At 55.1% G+C, this 17,219-nt stretch carries 15 protein-coding genes; 8 read left to right on the forward strand and 7 right to left on the reverse strand.

What is annotated here, in order from left to right; translation table 11 throughout:
- Window positions 1-55: 55 nt before the first annotated feature.
- On the reverse strand, window positions 56-661 hold the full coding sequence (locus RAC60_RS09945) for a DsrE family protein (protein WP_324030600.1): 606 nt from the start codon (window positions 659-661) through the stop codon (window positions 56-58).
- Window positions 662-1,406: 745 nt separating this feature from the next.
- On the opposite strand from RAC60_RS09945, the gene RAC60_RS09950 reads away from it, so the two are divergent.
- Together RAC60_RS09950 and arsC are read left to right on the forward strand one after the other, a co-directional pair.
- Window positions 1,407-2,870, forward strand: a complete 1,464-nt coding sequence (locus tag RAC60_RS09950) for a M48 family metallopeptidase (RefSeq protein ID WP_033740854.1) — start codon at window positions 1,407-1,409, stop codon at window positions 2,868-2,870.
- A 5-nt stretch (window positions 2,871-2,875) separates the two neighbouring features.
- The gene (arsC, locus tag RAC60_RS09955; protein ID WP_006120455.1) at window positions 2,876-3,223 is read left to right on the forward strand and encodes an arsenate reductase (glutaredoxin); all 348 of its coding nucleotides are present in this window, start codon (window positions 2,876-2,878) and stop codon (window positions 3,221-3,223) included.
- Here the strand turns inward: arsC and hda are convergent.
- From hda to upp, 3 genes are all read right to left on the reverse strand, one after another.
- Window positions 3,220-3,927, reverse strand: a complete 708-nt coding sequence (gene hda, locus RAC60_RS09960; RefSeq protein ID WP_033740991.1) for a DnaA inactivator Hda — start codon at window positions 3,925-3,927, stop codon at window positions 3,220-3,222. The two genes, arsC and hda, sit on opposite strands and share 4 nt — an antisense overlap.
- 94 nt (window positions 3,928-4,021) lie before the next feature.
- Entirely contained in the window at window positions 4,022-5,311 is a 1,290-nt protein-coding gene (gene uraA, locus RAC60_RS09965) for a uracil permease (protein WP_375093521.1), read from the reverse strand.
- Between the two features lie 156 nt (window positions 5,312-5,467).
- On the reverse strand, window positions 5,468-6,094 hold the full coding sequence (gene upp, locus RAC60_RS09970; protein ID WP_013026702.1) for a uracil phosphoribosyltransferase: 627 nt from the start codon (window positions 6,092-6,094) through the stop codon (window positions 5,468-5,470).
- Between the two features lie 219 nt (window positions 6,095-6,313).
- On the opposite strand from upp, the gene purM reads away from it, so the two are divergent.
- Together purM and purN are read left to right on the forward strand one after the other, a co-directional pair.
- The gene (purM, locus tag RAC60_RS09975) at window positions 6,314-7,354 is read left to right on the forward strand and encodes a phosphoribosylformylglycinamidine cyclo-ligase (protein ID WP_033740857.1); all 1,041 of its coding nucleotides are present in this window, start codon (window positions 6,314-6,316) and stop codon (window positions 7,352-7,354) included.
- Entirely contained in the window at window positions 7,351-7,989 is a 639-nt protein-coding gene (purN, locus tag RAC60_RS09980) for a phosphoribosylglycinamide formyltransferase (RefSeq protein ID WP_006120462.1), read from the forward strand. The genes purM and purN overlap by 4 nt, the downstream gene beginning before the upstream one ends.
- A gap of 28 nt (window positions 7,990-8,017) precedes the next feature.
- On the opposite strand, the gene pstB is transcribed toward purN, so the two are convergent.
- From pstB to RAC60_RS09995, 3 genes are read right to left on the reverse strand one after another with little or no spacing between them, the layout of a single operon-like run.
- Window positions 8,018-8,785, reverse strand: a complete 768-nt coding sequence (gene pstB, locus RAC60_RS09985; RefSeq protein WP_039339941.1) for a phosphate ABC transporter ATP-binding protein PstB — start codon at window positions 8,783-8,785, stop codon at window positions 8,018-8,020.
- Between the two features lie 12 nt (window positions 8,786-8,797).
- The gene (pstA, locus tag RAC60_RS09990) at window positions 8,798-10,432 is read right to left on the reverse strand and encodes a phosphate ABC transporter permease PstA (RefSeq protein WP_324030182.1); all 1,635 of its coding nucleotides are present in this window, start codon (window positions 10,430-10,432) and stop codon (window positions 8,798-8,800) included.
- On the reverse strand, window positions 10,429-12,525 hold the full coding sequence (locus tag RAC60_RS09995; RefSeq protein WP_324030180.1) for an ABC transporter permease subunit: 2,097 nt from the start codon (window positions 12,523-12,525) through the stop codon (window positions 10,429-10,431). Before RAC60_RS09995 ends, pstA begins: the two co-directional genes overlap by 4 nt.
- Window positions 12,526-12,679: 154 nt before the next feature.
- Between RAC60_RS09995 and ppk1 the strand changes: the two genes are divergently transcribed.
- The 4 genes from ppk1 to RAC60_RS10015 all read left to right on the forward strand — a co-directional run bounded on the left by ppk1 (window position 12,680) and on the right by RAC60_RS10015 (window position 17,193).
- On the forward strand, window positions 12,680-14,740 hold the full coding sequence (gene ppk1, locus RAC60_RS10000) for a polyphosphate kinase 1 (RefSeq protein ID WP_006120467.1): 2,061 nt from the start codon (window positions 12,680-12,682) through the stop codon (window positions 14,738-14,740).
- Between the two features lie 5 nt (window positions 14,741-14,745).
- Window positions 14,746-16,269, forward strand: coding sequence for an exopolyphosphatase (gene ppx, locus RAC60_RS10005; RefSeq protein WP_033740864.1), 1,524 nt, complete (start codon window positions 14,746-14,748; stop codon window positions 16,267-16,269).
- Window positions 16,270-16,271: 2 nt separating this feature from the next.
- A complete protein-coding gene (gene tehB, locus RAC60_RS10010) occupies window positions 16,272-16,910 on the forward strand; it encodes a tellurite resistance methyltransferase TehB (RefSeq protein WP_071988775.1) in 639 nt (212 codons plus the stop codon).
- A gap of 97 nt (window positions 16,911-17,007) precedes the next feature.
- A complete protein-coding gene (locus RAC60_RS10015) occupies window positions 17,008-17,193 on the forward strand; it encodes a YfgG family protein (RefSeq protein WP_006120471.1) in 186 nt (61 codons plus the stop codon).
- Window positions 17,194-17,219: the final 26 nt, after the last annotated feature.

Consider the following 17,219-nt stretch of genomic DNA (forward strand, 5'->3'; position numbering starts at 1 on the left):
ACATCGCGGAAAGATGACGTTAAGGTGACAGCGGCGCGCACCGCCATCGCGAGACTTACAGCATCAAAAAGGCATAACCCTGGTTTTGCAGCGTGGCAACGGTGGTGCCGCTGGAGATCGTGTGGGTGACGCGCGTATCAATCCAGTCACGCTCGAAATGGTGAAACGCCACTGACTGATCGCAAATGGACACTTTCACGCCCGCCTTTTCCAGTGCGCTAATTAACTGAAGGTTAGGATTATCCACCCCGTACGCTTTATGAAACTGTTCATTATTCAGTGCGGCGGGAACGGCATCACTGTTAATTGACACGACGAAATTCAGTTTATTTAACGGTACACCTGCGGCGTAATAGAGATTCGTGACGCGTGCCACGCGCTCCAGCCCCAGATTAGGCCGACGAATATCGCCTTCACTGCGATTAATTTGAAAAACAATTTTATTACTGAGATCCGCTACCGTGCCGGGTTTATACGCGGGTGTATCCACATAATGTATTTTTCCATAGCCCTGAATGGCCGGAGTGCTCCAGTAATCACTGGGTTCTGTTTTACTGGCAACTTTACCGCTGACCTTGTCGACTAATACTGGCAACTGCATAACATTCCCGCCAATAAATCCCGCTACCGCCGCTACCACAATAAAGGCTGCTGGTCGCATCACTCACTCTCCTGCTGTTTAAATCTGATGTATACCGTGCTACCGCAACGTCGGCGGCTCCTGAAGATGACGGCGGCTTATCTATATCACAGTGGTACAGCGCGGAGAGCAGCTGAAATTCTTAATAGCATTTTGTCGGGACGGACATAAAATAAAAACGGAGCGTGATAAAAAGTATTTTTTATCGACCGTGTTTTTTCTTTCTTATTTAAGATGGTTCATAAAGCGTGTCACGGTTCGTGATTGGATAACGCGATTTCCTGGCGCTTCCTTGCCAGCCATAAATAGCCTGTCGGCAATAAAGGCATTTTCACCATCAATATTTTTAATTTACCTTTCTGATAATCGTTACGGTACAGGGCCTTTTTTTCAGAGAATACCTGGGAAAATGGCCAGTATGTTCAGTTTTTTTGTTGCTTTTCAGCGCGTCCGCCGTGTGGCTACCCGGCCCGCATGTCAGTCCGCGTGTATCTTTGTATGCGGCCCTTGCGTTTATGCCAACGTTGTCGGCCATTTTCATCCGGACAGGCTGTTATTCAGGCGCTTTGCAGATCATTGTACCGTCAAATTTTTTCGTCAGGTTTGAAGCATTATCACAATCCTGCCGCGCGGTGGGCGCGATAACGTCATTTCATTCTTCATGCCCTGTGGTTAAGATACGCAGAACGCCTCGCTATTCGTGGGTAAAACAGAACATATTAGCGGCTTACCTGTCCCATTCAGGGATTCATTACAGGATTCAGGCATGTTGAACCGGTTAAAAAAAACGCTGATTGCTGCGCTACTCCCTGCACTCACGTTATCCTGTCCGCTGACCTCGCAGGCGGATATCAGCGACTCCCTGCCGGATATGGGCACGACCGCAGGCTCTACGCTGTCGATTAATCAGGAGTTGCAGATGGGGGATTTCTATGTGCGGCAACTACGTGCCAGCGCCCCGCTGATTAACGATCCCCTGCTAAATCAGTACATCAATCAGCTCGGTCAACGGCTGGTTTCTCACGCGGACGCGGTTAAAACGCCTTTCCACTTTTTCCTGATTCAAAATGATGAACTTAACGCCTTTGCGTTTTTTGGTGGCAATGTGGTGTTGCACGCCGCGCTATTCCGCTTCACCGATACTGAAAGCCAGCTGGCCTCGGTGATGGCGCACGAGATCTCCCACGTGACGCAGCGCCACCTGGCGCGGGCGATGGAAGATCAAAAGCGCAATGCCCCGCTGACCTGGGTAGGGGCTTTGGGATCGATCCTGCTGGCGATGGCCAGCCCACAGGCGGGCATGGCCGCCTTAACCGGTACACTGGCGGGTACCCAGCAGGGCATCATCAGTTTTACGCAGAATAACGAACAGGAAGCCGACCGCATTGGTATTCAGGTTTTGCAGCGCGCGGGCTTTAACCCGCAGGCCATGCCGGACTTTCTGCAAAAACTGGCCGATCAGAGCCGGTTTTCTTCCAAACCGCCTGAAATCCTGCTGACTCACCCCTTACCAGACAGCCGTCTCGCCGATGCGCGCAACCGGGCAAACCAGATGCGCGCGGTGGTAGTCCAGTCTTCTCAGGACTTTTATCTGGCAAAGGTGCGCACGTTGGGCATGTATCCGACCGGCCGTAATCAACTGACCGATGAGTTACTGAACCAGTATGCCAACGGTAATGCACGCGAGCAGTTGGCTTCCCGGTACGGCAAGGCGGTGCAGTTTTTGCAGGCCAAAAACTATGGCGAAGCCAAAAGGATTGTGACGCCACTTTTGGCTAAGCAGCCTGAAAACGTCTGGCTGCTTGACCTGATGACGGATATTGATATCGGCCTGAATCAGCCACAGCAGGCCATTGCACTGTTGACCGCGACGCAGGCGGCTAAAACCAGCCCGGTCGTTCAGCTCAACCTGGCGAACGCTTATGTTGAAGCGAAGCAACCCGCCAATGCCAGCCGCATTCTGAATCGCTATACATGGACACACAAAGATGACACCAACGGATGGGATTTGCTGGCTCAGGCTTCAGCACAGCAGGGCCATACCGACGAAGAGCTGTTTGCCCGTGCCGAAAGTCTGGCCTTAAATGGTCAGATCGCTCAGGCCATCAGTGCCCTGAGCCAGGCCAGTGCCCAGGTGCCGCTGGGGAGCCTGAAACAGGCGCGTTATGATGCGCGCATCGATCAGTTGCGCCAGTTGCAGCAACGCTTTAAGCAATATCAGAAAGGATAAGCAGTATGGTGACGCTTTATCATAATCCCCGTTGCAGTAAGAGTCGGGAAACTCTGGCACTGCTGGAGCAGCGTGGCATCCAGCCGGTGATTGTGCGCTATCTGGAGACGCCGCCCGACAAAGCGACGTTGCAGATTCTGCTGCAGAAACTGGGCATGGAGAGCGCGCGTCAGTTGATGCGCCGCAACGAACCGACCTATACCGCCCTGGCGCTGGATCAGGCAGCGTTAAGCGAAAGCGCTTTGCTGGACGCGATGGTGGAAAATCCCATTCTGATTGAGCGGCCCATTGTGATCAATGGCGATCGGGCCCGCTTAGGCCGTCCGCCCGAGGCGGTACTGGCGATTCTTTAAAGTCCAAGCGTTTCTTTAACAAACGGGATCGTGAGTTTGCGTTGCGCACTGATAGAGGCGCTGTCCAGACGATCCAGCGTATCAAACAGCGTGCGCATCTCCCGATCCAGCCGCTTCAGTAAAAACCGGCCGACGTCTTCAGGCAGTTCGAACCCACGCAGTCCGGCGCGAAGCTGTAAAGCCTGTAACTTATCTTCATCGGAGAGCGGCTGCAGACGGTAGATTTGCCCCCAGTCGAGCCGTGATGCCAGATCGGGTAAATGCAGGTTCAGCTGACGCGGGGGACGATCGCCGGTAATAAAGAGCCGGGTATTACCGGTTTCCAGGATGCGGTTATAGAGATTAAAAATCGCCATTTCCCAGGCTTCTTCTCCCGCGATGCATTCGATATTGTCGATGCAAACCAGCGGCAGTTGTTCCATGCCGTCCAACACCTCTGGAACAAACCAGGTGCGCTTATCCAGCGGTACATAGCCCACGGCTTCACCACGCGCGGACATTTCAGCGCAGGCAGCGTGCAGCAGATGGCTGCGCCCTCCTCCTTCGCGCGACCAGAAGTAGAGATAGCTGCCATGTTGTTGGCTTAGCGCCCCCTTGATCGCAGCGATCAGCGAGGGGTTTTCCCCCGGCCAGAAGCTGGCAAAGGTTTCGTTGTCAGGTAGATAGAGTGGCAATGACAATTGTGCCGGCGTGTTCAGAAGCACCTCAGCAAGCGAACAGGCAAAAATCGGGGGCAGTCTATCATAGTTTTTGCGAAGAGATGAATCGGGCGTCCCTGCCCGCGTCTTCAGGGCTTCATCATGACGATGTGTCGCGTGTCTCTTCTGCATCAAGCACCACTTCTTCCGGGCGCAGCAGGGAAATGACGCGGAAAATCAACGCCAGCGCAACGCCAACCAGCGTCGCCAGCGCCATCCCTTTCAGCTCGGCGGCACCGATGTGCACTTTCGCGCCGCTGACGCCAATGATCAGGATCACGGAGGTCAGAATCAGGTTTTGCGCTTTGTTGTAGTCCACTTTAGATTCGATCAGGACACGAATACCGGAGGCACCGATGACGCCGTACAGCAGCAAGGAGACGCCGCCCATGACCGGCACCGGGATCGCCTGTATAGCCGCTGCCAGTTTACCCACGCAGGAGAGCAAAATCGCGAAAATGGCCGCGCCGCCAATCACCCAGGTGCTGTACACGCGGGTAATGGCCATTACGCCGATGTTTTCACCATAGGTGGTGTTTGGCGTGGATCCAAAGAAACCCGAAATGATGGTCGATAAACCGTTGGCGAACATGGAACGATGCAGGCCGGGATCACGGACCAGATCACGCTTAACAATATTGGCCGTGACCACAAGGTGGCCCACATGTTCGGCGATCACCACCAGCGCGGCGGGCAGGATCGTTAACATCGCCACCCATTCAAAACGCGGCGTATAAAACGTCGGTAATGCAAACCACGGCGCACTTTCCACGCCGCGCCAGTCCACAATGCCCATAAAAGCGGAAAGCGCGTAGCCCACCAGCACGCCGATCAAAATCGGGATAATGGCCATAAAGCCACGAAATAACACCGAGCCAAAAACGGTGACGGCCAGGGTGACCAGCGAAATCAGCACGGTTGTCCCGTCAGGCGCATGACCTTCAGCAGGGAGCAGGCCCGCCATGTTTGCTGCGACGCCCGCCAGTTCCAGACCAATGACCGCCACGATAGCGCCCATTGCAGCAGGCGGAAACATCACATCCAGCCAGCCGGTACCGGCTTTTTTGACGATCAACGCGACCAGACAGAACAGCACGCCGCAGAGAATAAATCCCCCCAGCGCCACTTCGTAACCCAGCGGCAGCAGGAGTAAAACAGGTGAAATAAAGGCAAAACTGGATCCCAGATAAGCGGGGATCTTGCCTTTACAGATAAACAGATACAGCAGCGTCCCGACACCGTTAAACAGCAGTACCGTAGCCGGGTTGATATGAAAGAGGATGGGTACCAGCACCGTTGCGCCGAACATGGCGAACAGATGTTGCAGGCTGAGCGGAATCGTTTGCAGTAATGGCGGCCGTTCGCTAACGCCGATAGCGCGACGAGTCATTAAAAGTCCCCTTGAGTTGATAGTCTGTTTTTGGTCAAAAAAAAGCCGACTCTCTGGTCGGCTGATGAAGGTTATTGGCTGTTGCGAAAAAAAGCGGCTCGGCCTGCGCCTGCAGGCTGACAGCAAGGTGCTGCATGAAGCCGCCTGAACAGGTCACTATTTGGTGCCGAAAATCTTATCGCCCGCGTCACCCAGGCCCGGAATGATGTAACCCTTGTCGTTCAGGCCCTGGTCCACGGAGGCGGTGTACAGCTCCACGTCCGGGTGCGCTTTCTCCAGTGCGGCAATGCCTTCTGGCGCAGCGACCAGCACCAGCACTTTAATGCTGCTGCAGCCGGCTTTTTTCAGGAGATCGATAGTGGCGATCATGGAGCCGCCCGTCGCCAGCATCGGATCGACCACCAGCGCCAGGCGCTCTTCAATGTTGGACACCAGCTTCTGGAAATAAGGTACAGGCTCCAGCGTTTCTTCGTCACGGTACACGCCTACCACGCTGATGCGCGCGCTGGGCACGTGCTCCAGTACGCCTTCCATCATGCCCAGGCCGGCACGCAGGATGGGCACAACGGTGATTTTTTTGCCTTTAATTTGATCAACCTGAACCGGGCCATTCCAGCCCTCAATGGTGACCTTTTCGGTTTCCAGATCGGCCGTGGCTTCATAGGTCAGCAGACTGCCCACTTCAGAGGCCAGCTCACGGAAACGCTTCGTACTGATATCATGCTCACGCATCAGTCCCAGTTTATGTTTGACCAGCGGGTGTTTAACTTCCACGATCTTCATTGTTGTTCTCCCGGAGTGAGTTGAGCTAAAAAAAAATCGCGGGATTATACCGCCTTTTTAACATCGCGCCACATGTGCTTGCGCAATCCACCGCATAAAATAAGGATTGATGAAAATTGTCGGGGACGCAATCTGAGACTCGCAAACGTTTGCCTGCGCTGATAGAATTGCCGCGCTTTATATTAAACCACCAACCGCAACTCGCGTGGGGACCTCGCAGTGACCGATAAGACCTCTCTCAGCTACAAAGACGCCGGTGTTGATATTGATGCTGGTAACGCTCTGGTTGACCGTATTAAAGGCGTAGTGAAAAAGACGCGTCGCCCGGAAGTCATGGGTGGACTAGGCGGCTTCGGTGCGCTTTGTGCGCTGCCGCAAAAATACCGTGAGCCTGTGCTGGTCTCCGGCACCGATGGCGTGGGCACCAAGCTGCGTCTGGCGATGGATCTCAAACGTCACGATGCCATTGGTATCGATCTGGTTGCTATGTGTGTTAACGACCTGGTGGTACAGGGCGCGGAGCCTCTCTTCTTCCTGGATTACTACGCGACCGGTAAGCTGGATGTGGACACCGCATCGGCGGTCATCACCGGTATCGCCGAAGGTTGTCTGCAGTCAGGCTGTGCGCTGGTGGGCGGCGAAACCGCTGAAATGCCGGGCATGTATCATGGCGAAGATTACGATGTCGCGGGCTTTTGCGTCGGTGTGGTTGAAAAGTCAGAAATCATTGACGGTAGCAAGGTTCAGGACGGTGATGTGCTGATCGCCCTGGGCTCAAGCGGCCCGCACTCAAATGGCTATTCCCTGGTGCGTAAGATTCTGGAAGTCAGCGGCACCGATCCGTTGGTTGAGCAACTGGAAGGCAAACCGCTGGCCGATCACTTACTGGCGCCGACGCGCATTTACGTCAAAAACATCCTCAGCCTGATTGAGCAGGTGGATGTGCACGCGATTGCTCACCTCACCGGTGGCGGTTTCTGGGAAAACATTCCGCGTGTCCTGCCCGACAATACTCAGGCGGTGATTGACGAGAAAAGCTGGCAGTGGCCTGCCGTGTTCGGCTGGATGCAGCAGGCGGGCAATGTCAGCCGTCATGAGATGTATCGCACCTTCAACTGCGGCGTGGGCATGATCATCGCGCTGAGCCCGGCTGACGCGGATAAGGCCGTTGACCTGATGCGTGCTGCCGGTGAAAACGCCTGGAAAATTGGTGTGATTAACGCCTCAGACTCGGAAGAGCGTGTGGTTATTCATTCATGAAAAAGCTGGTTGTACTGATTTCGGGTAACGGAAGTAACCTTCAGTCCATCCTCGACGCCTGTGCAAACGGGCGTATTCACGGCAGCGTCGCTGCCGTGTTCAGTAACAAAGCCTCCGCCTATGGTTTAGTTCGCGCGCAGGAGGCCGGGATCCCGGCAAAAGCGCTGGATGCACGTGACTTTAACGATCGCGACAGTTTTGATCGGCAGCTGATGCGTGAGATCGATGCGTATGCACCGGATCTGGTGGTGCTGGCGGGTTATATGCGCATTCTGAGTCCGGGCTTCGTGGCGCATTACTCTGACCGTCTGCTGAACATTCACCCGTCGCTGCTGCCGAAATATCCCGGTCTGCATACGCACCGCCAGGCGCTGGAAAACGGCGATAAGGAGCACGGTACATCCGTGCACTTCGTGACCGATGAACTGGATGGTGGCCCGGTCATTTTGCAGGCCAGGGTGCCGGTGTTTGCTGAAGACAGCGAGGCCGAGATTACCGAACGCGTTCAGCATCAGGAACATGCCATCTACCCACTGGTAATTAACTGGTTTACCGAAGGCCGACTGACCATGCGTGAGGGAAAAGCCTGGCTGGATGGTCATCCCTTACCCGCTCAGGGCTACGCCCACGATTAATGCTCAGGGAGCCAGGCTCCCTGCCCTTTCAACCGTAACGCCCGGTGATGTAATCTTCTGTCCGGCGCACCTGTGGTGTGGTGAAAATCCTGTCTGTGGTGTCAAACTCCACCAGCGATCCCTGATGCATAAAGGCTGTGTAATCCGACACGCGTGAAGCCTGCTGCATGTTGTGGGTGACCAGCACCAGCGTGAAATGCTGCCTGAGCGTACTCATCAGTTCTTCGATCACCAGGGTAGAAATCGGGTCCAGCGCGGATGTTGGCTCATCAAGTAACAGGACGTCCGGCTCAATCGCAATAGCGCGGGCGATAACCAGCCTTTGTTGTTGCCCCGTGGAAAGCGTCAGCGCATTCTGTGCCAGCTGATCTTTCACCTCGCCCCACAGCGCCGCCGCCCGGAGTGCCCGTTCACAGGCTTCATTCAGTACGCGCTTATCGCGCACCCCTTGCAGCCGCAGTCCGTACACCACATTTTCGTAAACCGATTTGGGAAACGGATTGGGCCGCTGAAACACCATCCCGACTCGGCGACGCAGCGCAGAGACATCCTGAGCAGGTCGCATAATCGACTGCTGATCCAGCAGAATGTCCCCTTCGATGCGGCAGCGATCAATCACGTCGTTCATACGATTAAAGCAGCGTAGCAGCGTTGATTTGCCACAGCCGGACGGGCCAATCAATGCGGTGATGCGATTTTTGGGCAGTTGCAGCGAGATATCCTGAAGCACCTGGCGCTCACCGTACCAGAGCGACAGATGATCAACGGTTAGCGCAATATCAGTTTCGGGCATCATAGTCATCGTCAGTTATTGAGTCATCAGGCGATAGCGTTCACGCAGGCGGTGACGCAGGCCCATAGCTAACAGGTTCAGCAACAGAATAATGAGCACCAGAAGCAGCGCCGTGGCGAAAACCAGCGGCCGGTCGGCTTCGGTATTAGGGCTCTGAAAGGCGAGATCATAGATCTGAAAGCCCAGATGCATAAATTTTCTGTCGAGGTGCAGGTAGGGAAACACCGCATCTATCGGCAGTTCCGGCACCATTTTAACCACGCCCACCAGCATCAGAGGCGCGGTCTCGCCTGCGGCACGTGCCACGGCCAGAATCAGTCCGGTTAACATGGCCGGAACGGCCATAGGCAATACCACGTTCCAGAGCGTTTCGGCCTGGGTCGCCCCCAGCGCCAGCGAGCCCTGCCGAAGACTGTCGGGAATGCGGGAAAGCCCTTCTTCCGTCGCGACAATCACCACCGGCAAGGTCAGCAGGGCCAGTGTCAGCGACGCCCACAGCAAACCGGGCGTACCAAATGTCGGGGCGGGCAAGGTGCTGCTGTAAAACAGTTGGTCCACCGTGCCGCCCACCAGCCAGACAAAAAAGCCCAGCCCAAATACGCCATAAACAATCGAGGGCACGCCCGCCAGGTTGACCACGGCGATGCGTACCAGACGGGTCAACGCGTTGCGTTCCGCATATTCATGTAGCCACAGCGCCGCGATAACGCCCAGCGGCATCACAACCACAGACATCAGCAGCACCATGAGCACCGTGCCAAATATCGCCGGAAACACGCCAAACTCGCTTTCCCCTTCGGCAGGCGAATCGCTAATAAAGCGCCACACCTGCTGGCAGAAATGCCCCATTTTTTGCATCAGGCTCATCGCGTTAGGTTGCCAGGCTTCCACAATCTGCGACAGAGGAATGCGGTGATCAGTGCCGTTCACATCGCGCAGAATCAGCGCATCACGCTGGCTTTCCGCTTGCAGACTGTTCAGCCTGTCATTGAGCTGAAGAAGGCGGCGTTGCAGCGCCGCCTGGTTGGCCTCATATTCTGACTGCGCCTGCAAATCGAACTGCTTTGCCGCGCGCTGATGCTCAGCCTGATCGTCCAACTGGTCCAGTTGTTCATTCAACCGGGCAATATCGACCCGACGCATCTCGCTGGCCTGCTGCTCGATAAGCTTTACCTGTTCAAGGCGCTGTTGCAGAAGCGCCATAATGTCTTTTGCCGTAAGAACATCATTCTCTTCCCGCAGGCCGACAAACCAGCCATAGGCATTCCCCTGACTGCGGCGCTGCAGCACCATCACGTCGTCCGGCTGGCTGACAATCGGTGCCTGCTGACTCAGCACCGCCCGAAAGTCAGGAGCGGCCCAGTCCCGGTTGCCTGTCTTAATCAGATAGCGATGTACGTCGCCCGGTTTGCCGTCTGACGCGGCGGCAGGCGCCGGATAATGCGATTGCCGCTCAAGCGTTTCGCCCAGTACACGGGTTTTGCTGCCATCAGGCAGTGTGAACTGATAGAGATCGACGCGATGGGGCCAGAACGCGCGCAGCCCCTGCCATCCCAGCAGCGCGATCAACAGGGTAAAGGCCAGTAAACAGACCGTCACGGCACCCGCCGTAAGCCAACGCCAGCGATCGTTTTGTCGTATCGACTTCATGCCTGCTCCTTATACTGGCTAAAACGCAGGCGCAGACGCTGGCGGATAAGCTCGGCAACCGTATTGATCATCAACGTGAAGACCAGCAGCACCAGCGCACTTAAAAACAGAATCCGGTAATGTGCGCTGCCAACGGCCGCCTCAGGCATTTCAATCGCGATATTGGCTGACAGCGTGCGCAGGCCACTGAACAGGCCGCCTTCAGTTTGCGGCGTGTTCCCGGTGGCCATTAAGAGAATCATGGTTTCGCCTACGGCCCGTCCGAAACCAATCATCAGCGCGGCAAAAATGCCGGCCGACGCTCCCGGCAGCACGACCCGCGTCAGCGTTTGCCACGGCGTGGCGCCCAGCGCCAGTGAGCCCTGCCCCAGCGACGCCGGAACGCTGAACAGCGCATCTTCCGCCAGCGTAAAAATCATCGGCACCAGCGCAAACCCCATCGCCAGCGCCGCTATCAGCAGATTACGCTGCGCGTAATGCGGCAGCCAGTCACCGGCATCCGGCACGATAAGCGTGGGTAGCCAGAGCGTTAACGCCGCGACAATAAGCAGCACGGGCAGCAGCAGGATAACCTCATGGCCCGGCTGCCGCCAGCGGGCCGGTAAGCGGCGGGCCAGAATACCGCAGCCAAGCAGACTGCCCGCCAGCGTGACCGGCAGCAACAGAATTCCTGTTAATGCCTGACCGACATGGGGCGCTAACCATAATCCGGCAATCAGCCCAATCACCACACTGGGCAGCGCCCCCATCATCTCTATCGCAGGCTTCACCCAACGACGTAAACCCGGTGCCATAAACCAGGCGGTGTACATCGCAGCAGCCAGGGCAAGCGGCGTGGCAAAAAGCAGCGCCATACTGGCCGCTTTCAGCGTGCCCACCACCATCGGAATTAAACTGAACTTCGCCTGATAGCTGTCTCCGGCATTGGTGGACTGCCAGACCCAGTCGGCTTTGGGATAGTTTTCATACCAGATTTTTTGCCAGAAGTTACGCCAGGTCACATCCGGCCAGGGATTGGTCAGTTTAAGGGTTTCCCAACCTGACGATCGCTCCAGCAACAGGCTGTCACCCTGCGGCGAAAACTGCGCCTGCAGGATGCCGGGTGCTAACTGGTGTTGCAGAATGGGCCCATCCTGTTTGCTGGCAAAGACCTTAAGCAGGCCGGTTTGATCAAAGGTAGCGAAAACCCGGCGCTGCGCCTCACTGACGATCAGACCCTGTCCGGCGCTGTGTGCGAACGTGCGGATGGCGTGCAGGCGCAGGCCGTTATCGCCAGCAATGGAAAACCATTGCGTAATACCGTGACTGTCCTGAATTAGCAGCGTTTGGCCTCCGGCCAGTAACTGCATATGTTGGGGCGCTTCCGGCAGCATCTGCGTTTCCCGCAGCCAGGCCCGCCCGTCATCGATTTGCCAGACCCGTAGCAGGCGGCCTTCGGTGGTGTACAGCAGGTCGCCTTTAGGCGAAAGCACCAGATGCGCAGGCTGCAGACCCGGCAGTTGGATGAGCGCAGCCTGGCGGTTAGTTTCCAGCGTTAACAGACTGACGCCCGCGTCAGTGAGCGCTGCAATCCGCCATTGATCGGGACGAAGTGTGGCGACAGCCATTTCTTTTACGTCGCCCTGGGGCAGACGAAAGCCGCTATCGCCCAACGGAAAATGCCACTCGCCTTCGCCTTTGCTTATCACCGGCTGCAACAGGGTTAAACTGCCCTGTGCGTTGAGCAGCACCATATTGCCATCGGCGCTCGTTACCACCTGTTGCGGCGCGGGCGTCAGCATCAGCGCGGGCTCAGGCGGTTGGCCATTCAGCGGTATAAATCGTGCCTTGCCATCACGACTGATACGCCAGCCAACGCTGCCTTTATTACCAATGGCCAGTGCGGGCGATGCATCCCAGAGCCGCTGATGACTGAGACTGTGCACACCCGGTGCGCTAAACAACGGCAGGACCACCCAGAGCAACCAAAAGAACAGCAGCATCATCAGTAACAGAATAGCGACCCCGCAGCACGTGACGAGGCGCCGCGTATAACGGTCAATAGCACGACGTCGGCGATCGCTAAACTGGACGGGAATATGGTTTACGCTCATGCGGCCCTGATTATGCGGCGAAAATGAGTCGCTATGTTGCCCGTAGCGGCTTGATAAGACAACTTTTGCTGTTGGACAAGCCTGCCATACTCTCGCCATAATGCTGATGGATACTGTAGCGTCGTCAGTCCTGCAACCGTCATACGGAGTGAGAATGGGTCAGGTAAAGCTTTATATTGAAAAAGAAATGAGCTGGTTGTGCTTTAACGAACGTGTTTTGCAGGAAGCGGCAGACAAAAGTAATCCGCTGATTGAACGTATGCGTTTCTTAGGTATTTACTCAAATAACCTCGACGAATTTTACAAGGTCCGGTTTGCCGACCTGAAACGACGCATCCTGATTGGCGAAGAGCAAGGCTCCGCCAGCACACCGCGCCACCTGTTGAAGAAGATTCAGCAGCGCGTCCTGAAATCGGATCAGGAATTTGATGCGCTCTACAACGACCTGTTGCTGGAAATGGCGCGCAATCAAATCTTTCTGATTAACGAACGTCAGCTTTCACCTAATCAGCAAAGCTGGCTGCGTCACTACTTTAAGCATGAACTGCGTCAGCACATCACGCCGATCCTGATTACCCATGAAACCGACCTGACGGAGTTTCTGAAAGACGATTACACCTATCTGGCGGTCGAGATCATTCGCGGCAGCGATATTCAGTACGCGTTGCTGGAAATCCCGTCAGACAAGGTCCCGCGTTTTATTAACCTGCCCGCGGAGCCGCCGCGCCGCCGCAAGCCTATGATCCTGTTAGATAATATCCTGCGCTACTGCCTGGATGATATTTTCAAAGGTTTCTACGATTACGACACGCTGAACGCCTATTCAATGAAAATGACGCGCGATGCGGAGTACGATCTGGTCACCGAAATGGAGTCCAGCCTGCTGGAACTGATGTCCTCCAGCCTGAAACAGCGTCTGACGGCAGAACCTGTGCGTTTTGTCTATCAGCGCGATATGCCGGATTCTATGGTGGCGCTGCTGTGCGACAAGCTGTCGATTTCCAACTACGACTCCGTGCTGGCAGGCGGACGCTATCACAACTTCAAAGACTTTATCGGGTTTCCTAACGTCGGAAAAAACAACCTGATTAACCGTCCGATGCCGCAGATTCGCCACATTGGTTTTGACGGCTTCCGCAACGGTTTTGACGCCATTCGTAATCGCGACGTCCTGCTTTATTATCCGTATCACACGTTCGAGCATGTGCTGGAACTGCTACGCCAGGCATCATTCGACCCCAGCGTGCTGGCGATTAAAATTAATATTTACCGCGTCGCCAAGCATTCCCGCATCATGGATGCGATGATTCACGCCGCCTATAACGGTAAGAAAGTGACGGTGGTCGTCGAACTTCAGGCGCGTTTCGATGAAGAAGCCAACATTTACTGGGCTAAGCGCCTGACAGAAGCCGGTGTTCACGTTATTTTCTCGGCGCCTGGCCTGAAAATTCACGCCAAACTGTTCCTGATTTCCCGTCGTGAAGGCGAAGAAATCGTGCGCTATGCCCACATCGGCACCGGTAACTTTAATGAGAAAACCGCGCGTCTGTACACGGACTACTCGCTGCTGACCGCCGATGCGCGGATCACCAATGAAGTGCGCCGGGTCTTTAACTTTATCGAAAACCCGTACCGCCCGGTGACGTTTGATCACCTGATGGTTTCTCCGCAAAACTCACGTCGGATGCTGTATGATTTGATCGATAACGAGATTGCGAATGCCCAACAAAAGCGCCCCAGTGGCATAACTCTTAAAATTAACAACCTGGTGGACAAAGGGCTGGTAGACAGGCTTTATACGGCCTCCAGCGTTGGCGTAAATGTTAATTTACTGGTTCGTGGGATGTGCTCATTGATTCCGGACTTGCCTGGGATCAGTGAAAATATTCGTGTGATCAGTATCGTTGATCGCTTCCTGGAACATGACCGCGTTTATATCTTTGAAAACGGTGGAGACAAGAAAGTGTTTCTCTCCTCGGCTGACTGGATGACGCGTAACATTGATTACCGTATCGAAGTGGCCGTGGCTATCCTGGATCCACAAATAAAGCAGCGCATTCTGGACATCATTGCCATTCAGCTCAGCGACACGGTTAAAGCGCGCGTCGTGGATAAAGAGCTGAGTAACCAATACGTTCAGCGCGGCAATCGTCGTAAGGTGCGGTCGCAAATGGCGATTTACGAATACATTAAGAAGCTGGAACAACCTGAATAACGCCTATGCCAATATCCCAAAAAAGTACGCCGAAACCTCAAGAGTTTGCGGCCATCGATCTCGGTTCAAACAGTTTCCACATGGTCATTGCCCGTGTGGTGGATGGGGCTTTGCAGGTATTGGGGCGACTGAAGCAGCGCGTGCATCTTGCTGATGGCCTGGATGCCAAAAATTACCTGAGCGAAGACGCCATGGAGCGCGGTCTGAACTGCCTGGCACTGTTTGCCGAACGCCTGCAGGGCTTTAATGCCAGCAACGTGACGATTGTCGGCACACATACGCTGCGTCAGGCGGTTAACGCTGAGACGTTTTTACAGCGCGCGGCAGAGGTCATTCCTTATCCAATAGAGGTGATTTCCGGTCACGAAGAAGCGCGCCTGATCTTTATGGGCGTCGAACATACGCAACCGGAAAAAGGACGCAAGCTGGTGATTGATATCGGTGGCGGCTCGACAGAGCTCGTCATCGGTGAAGATTTTGAGCCTCAGTTGGTCGAAAGCCGCCGCATGGGCTGCGTCAGCTTTGCCCAGCTTTACTTCCCTGGCGGCGAAATCAGCGTTGAAAACTTCCGTCGCGCCCGGCTGGCCGCCACGCAGAAGCTGGAAACCCTGGCGTGGCAATATCGTCTGCACGGCTGGCAATATGCCCTTGGTGCTTCCGGCACCATCAAAGCGGCCTGCGAAGTGCTGCTGGCGATGGGCGAGAAAGAGAAGCTGATTACGCCAGAGCGACTGACAAAGCTTTATGATGAAGTGATCAAGCATAAATCGTTCGCTGCGCTGAGTCTGCCAGGCCTGTCTGAAGAGCGCAAAAGCGTATTTGTTCCGGGGCTGGCGATTCTTTGCGGCGTGTTTGATGCGCTGGCGATTCGTGAACTGACCCTGAGCGATGGCGCGCTGCGTGAAGGCGTACTTTATGAGATGGAAGGCCGTTTCCGCCATCGGGATATTCGCAGCCGCACCGCTCAGAGCCTGGCGAATCACTATGCCATCGACAGCGACCAGGCGCGTCGAGTGCTGGAAACCACCGAGCAGCTCTATCTGCAATGGCGCGACCAGAATCCCAAACTCGCGAATCCTCAGCTGGCGGCGCTATTGAAATGGGCGGCGATGCTGCACGAAGTCGGCTTGACGATCAACCACAGCGGCATGCAACGCCACTCAGCCTATATTTTGCAGAACACCAACCTGCCGGGGTTCAACCAGGATCAGCAGATGCTGCTGGCAGCACTGGTCAGATTCCACCGTAAAGCCGTCAAAGTGGATGAACTGCCTCGCGTCACGCTGTTTAAGAAAAAACAGTTTCTGCCGCTGATATTCCTGCTGCGCCTTGGCACCTTACTGAACAACCAGCGCCAGGCGACTACACGTCCTGACGCGTTAACGCTGACCTGTGATGAGGGCCACTGGACGCTTACCTTCCCGGCGGGCTATTTCAGTCAAAATAACCTGGTCCAGCTCGATCTGGAGCGTGAGCAAAACTACTGGAATGAGGTCACCGGCTGGAAGCTGATTCTGGCAGAAGCCTGATTGTGCGGGCACTTGCTGCCCGCATTACCGAACGGATAATCATGACATTGCGAACCGATAACTATTTTTCAGAAACCTATGGCTTAACCCCTGTGCACTCGGAGGTGGCCGAGGCGCTGCCTAAACTGACACCAGGAAAAGCGCTTGATCTGGGGTGCGGAAGCGGACGTAATACGCTGTTCCTTAACCAACATGGTTTTGACGTGACGGCCTGGGATCACAATCCCGCCAGTCTGGAACGGCTCAATCAGATCATCGCCGCTGAAGGGCTGACCGGCATTCATACGGCGCTGCAGGATTTAAATCAGGTGCGTTTTAACGGGGCCTGGCAGGTGGTCATCTCGACGGTGGTCATGATGTTTTTGCAACCGGCCACCATTCCCCAGCTCATCGCGGATATGCAAGCCTGTACCGTGAAAAATGGCTTTAACCTGATTGTGGCCGCGATGAATACCGAGGATGCGCCCTGTCCGTCTGACTTCCCTTTCGCGTTTAAGTCCGGTGAGTTAAGCCATTACTACCGCAACTGGCACATTGTGAAATACAACGAAAACTGGGGACAGCTTCATCGCAAAGATGAAAACGGCAACCGGATTAACTGCCGTTTTGCGACCCTGCTGGCCCAGAAAGCCAGCTATTGATCCGTTGTATTTTTTTTAAACAGCGGTTGATTTACCCGGGCGACTGTGACTAAATATTGCTGTCGCCCGGTCCGGGTTATTACAGGAATTTCTTTGCGTGAACAGCGCCCTTTCTCCCCGAAGACGTAAAAAAAGCGTCAGTATGACGCGGGTTGTTTTACTCATCAGTTTTATCATTCTGTTTAGCCGTCTCGTTTTTATCCTGCCTGCGGCCTTCGAGCATCATCAGCAAAAGCAAACTGAATCCGCGCCTGCTATCCCGACGCTTTCCAGCAGTCGTTAATCCCTTACAGGCTTTTCGCTGACACA

This window comes from Pantoea sp. BR_17 (assembly GCF_041955125.1).
Lineage (GTDB): Bacteria > Pseudomonadota > Gammaproteobacteria > Enterobacterales > Enterobacteriaceae > Pantoea > Pantoea stewartii.

Bases quoted from the DNA above. Each gene is read 5' to 3' on its own strand.
- RAC60_RS09945 (WP_324030600.1), bottom strand. From the start codon at position 661: ATGCGACCAGCAGCCTTTATTGTGGTAGCGGCGGTAGCGGGATTTATT.
- RAC60_RS09950 (WP_033740854.1), top strand. From the start codon at position 1,407: ATGTTGAACCGGTTAAAAAAAACGCTGATTGCTGCGCTACTCCCTGCA.
- arsC (WP_006120455.1), top strand. From the start codon at position 2,876: ATGGTGACGCTTTATCATAATCCCCGTTGCAGTAAGAGTCGGGAAACT.
- uraA (WP_375093521.1), bottom strand. From the start codon at position 5,311: ATGACTCGTCGCGCTATCGGCGTTAGCGAACGGCCGCCATTACTGCAA.
- upp (WP_013026702.1), bottom strand. From the start codon at position 6,094: ATGAAGATCGTGGAAGTTAAACACCCGCTGGTCAAACATAAACTGGGA.
- purN (WP_006120462.1), top strand. From the start codon at position 7,351: ATGAAAAAGCTGGTTGTACTGATTTCGGGTAACGGAAGTAACCTTCAG.
- pstB (WP_039339941.1), bottom strand. From the start codon at position 8,785: ATGATGCCCGAAACTGATATTGCGCTAACCGTTGATCATCTGTCGCTC.
- pstA (WP_324030182.1), bottom strand. From the start codon at position 10,432: ATGAAGTCGATACGACAAAACGATCGCTGGCGTTGGCTTACGGCGGGT.
- RAC60_RS09995 (WP_324030180.1), bottom strand. From the start codon at position 12,525: ATGAGCGTAAACCATATTCCCGTCCAGTTTAGCGATCGCCGACGTCGT.
- ppk1 (WP_006120467.1), top strand. From the start codon at position 12,680: ATGGGTCAGGTAAAGCTTTATATTGAAAAAGAAATGAGCTGGTTGTGC.
- ppx (WP_033740864.1), top strand. From the start codon at position 14,746: ATGCCAATATCCCAAAAAAGTACGCCGAAACCTCAAGAGTTTGCGGCC.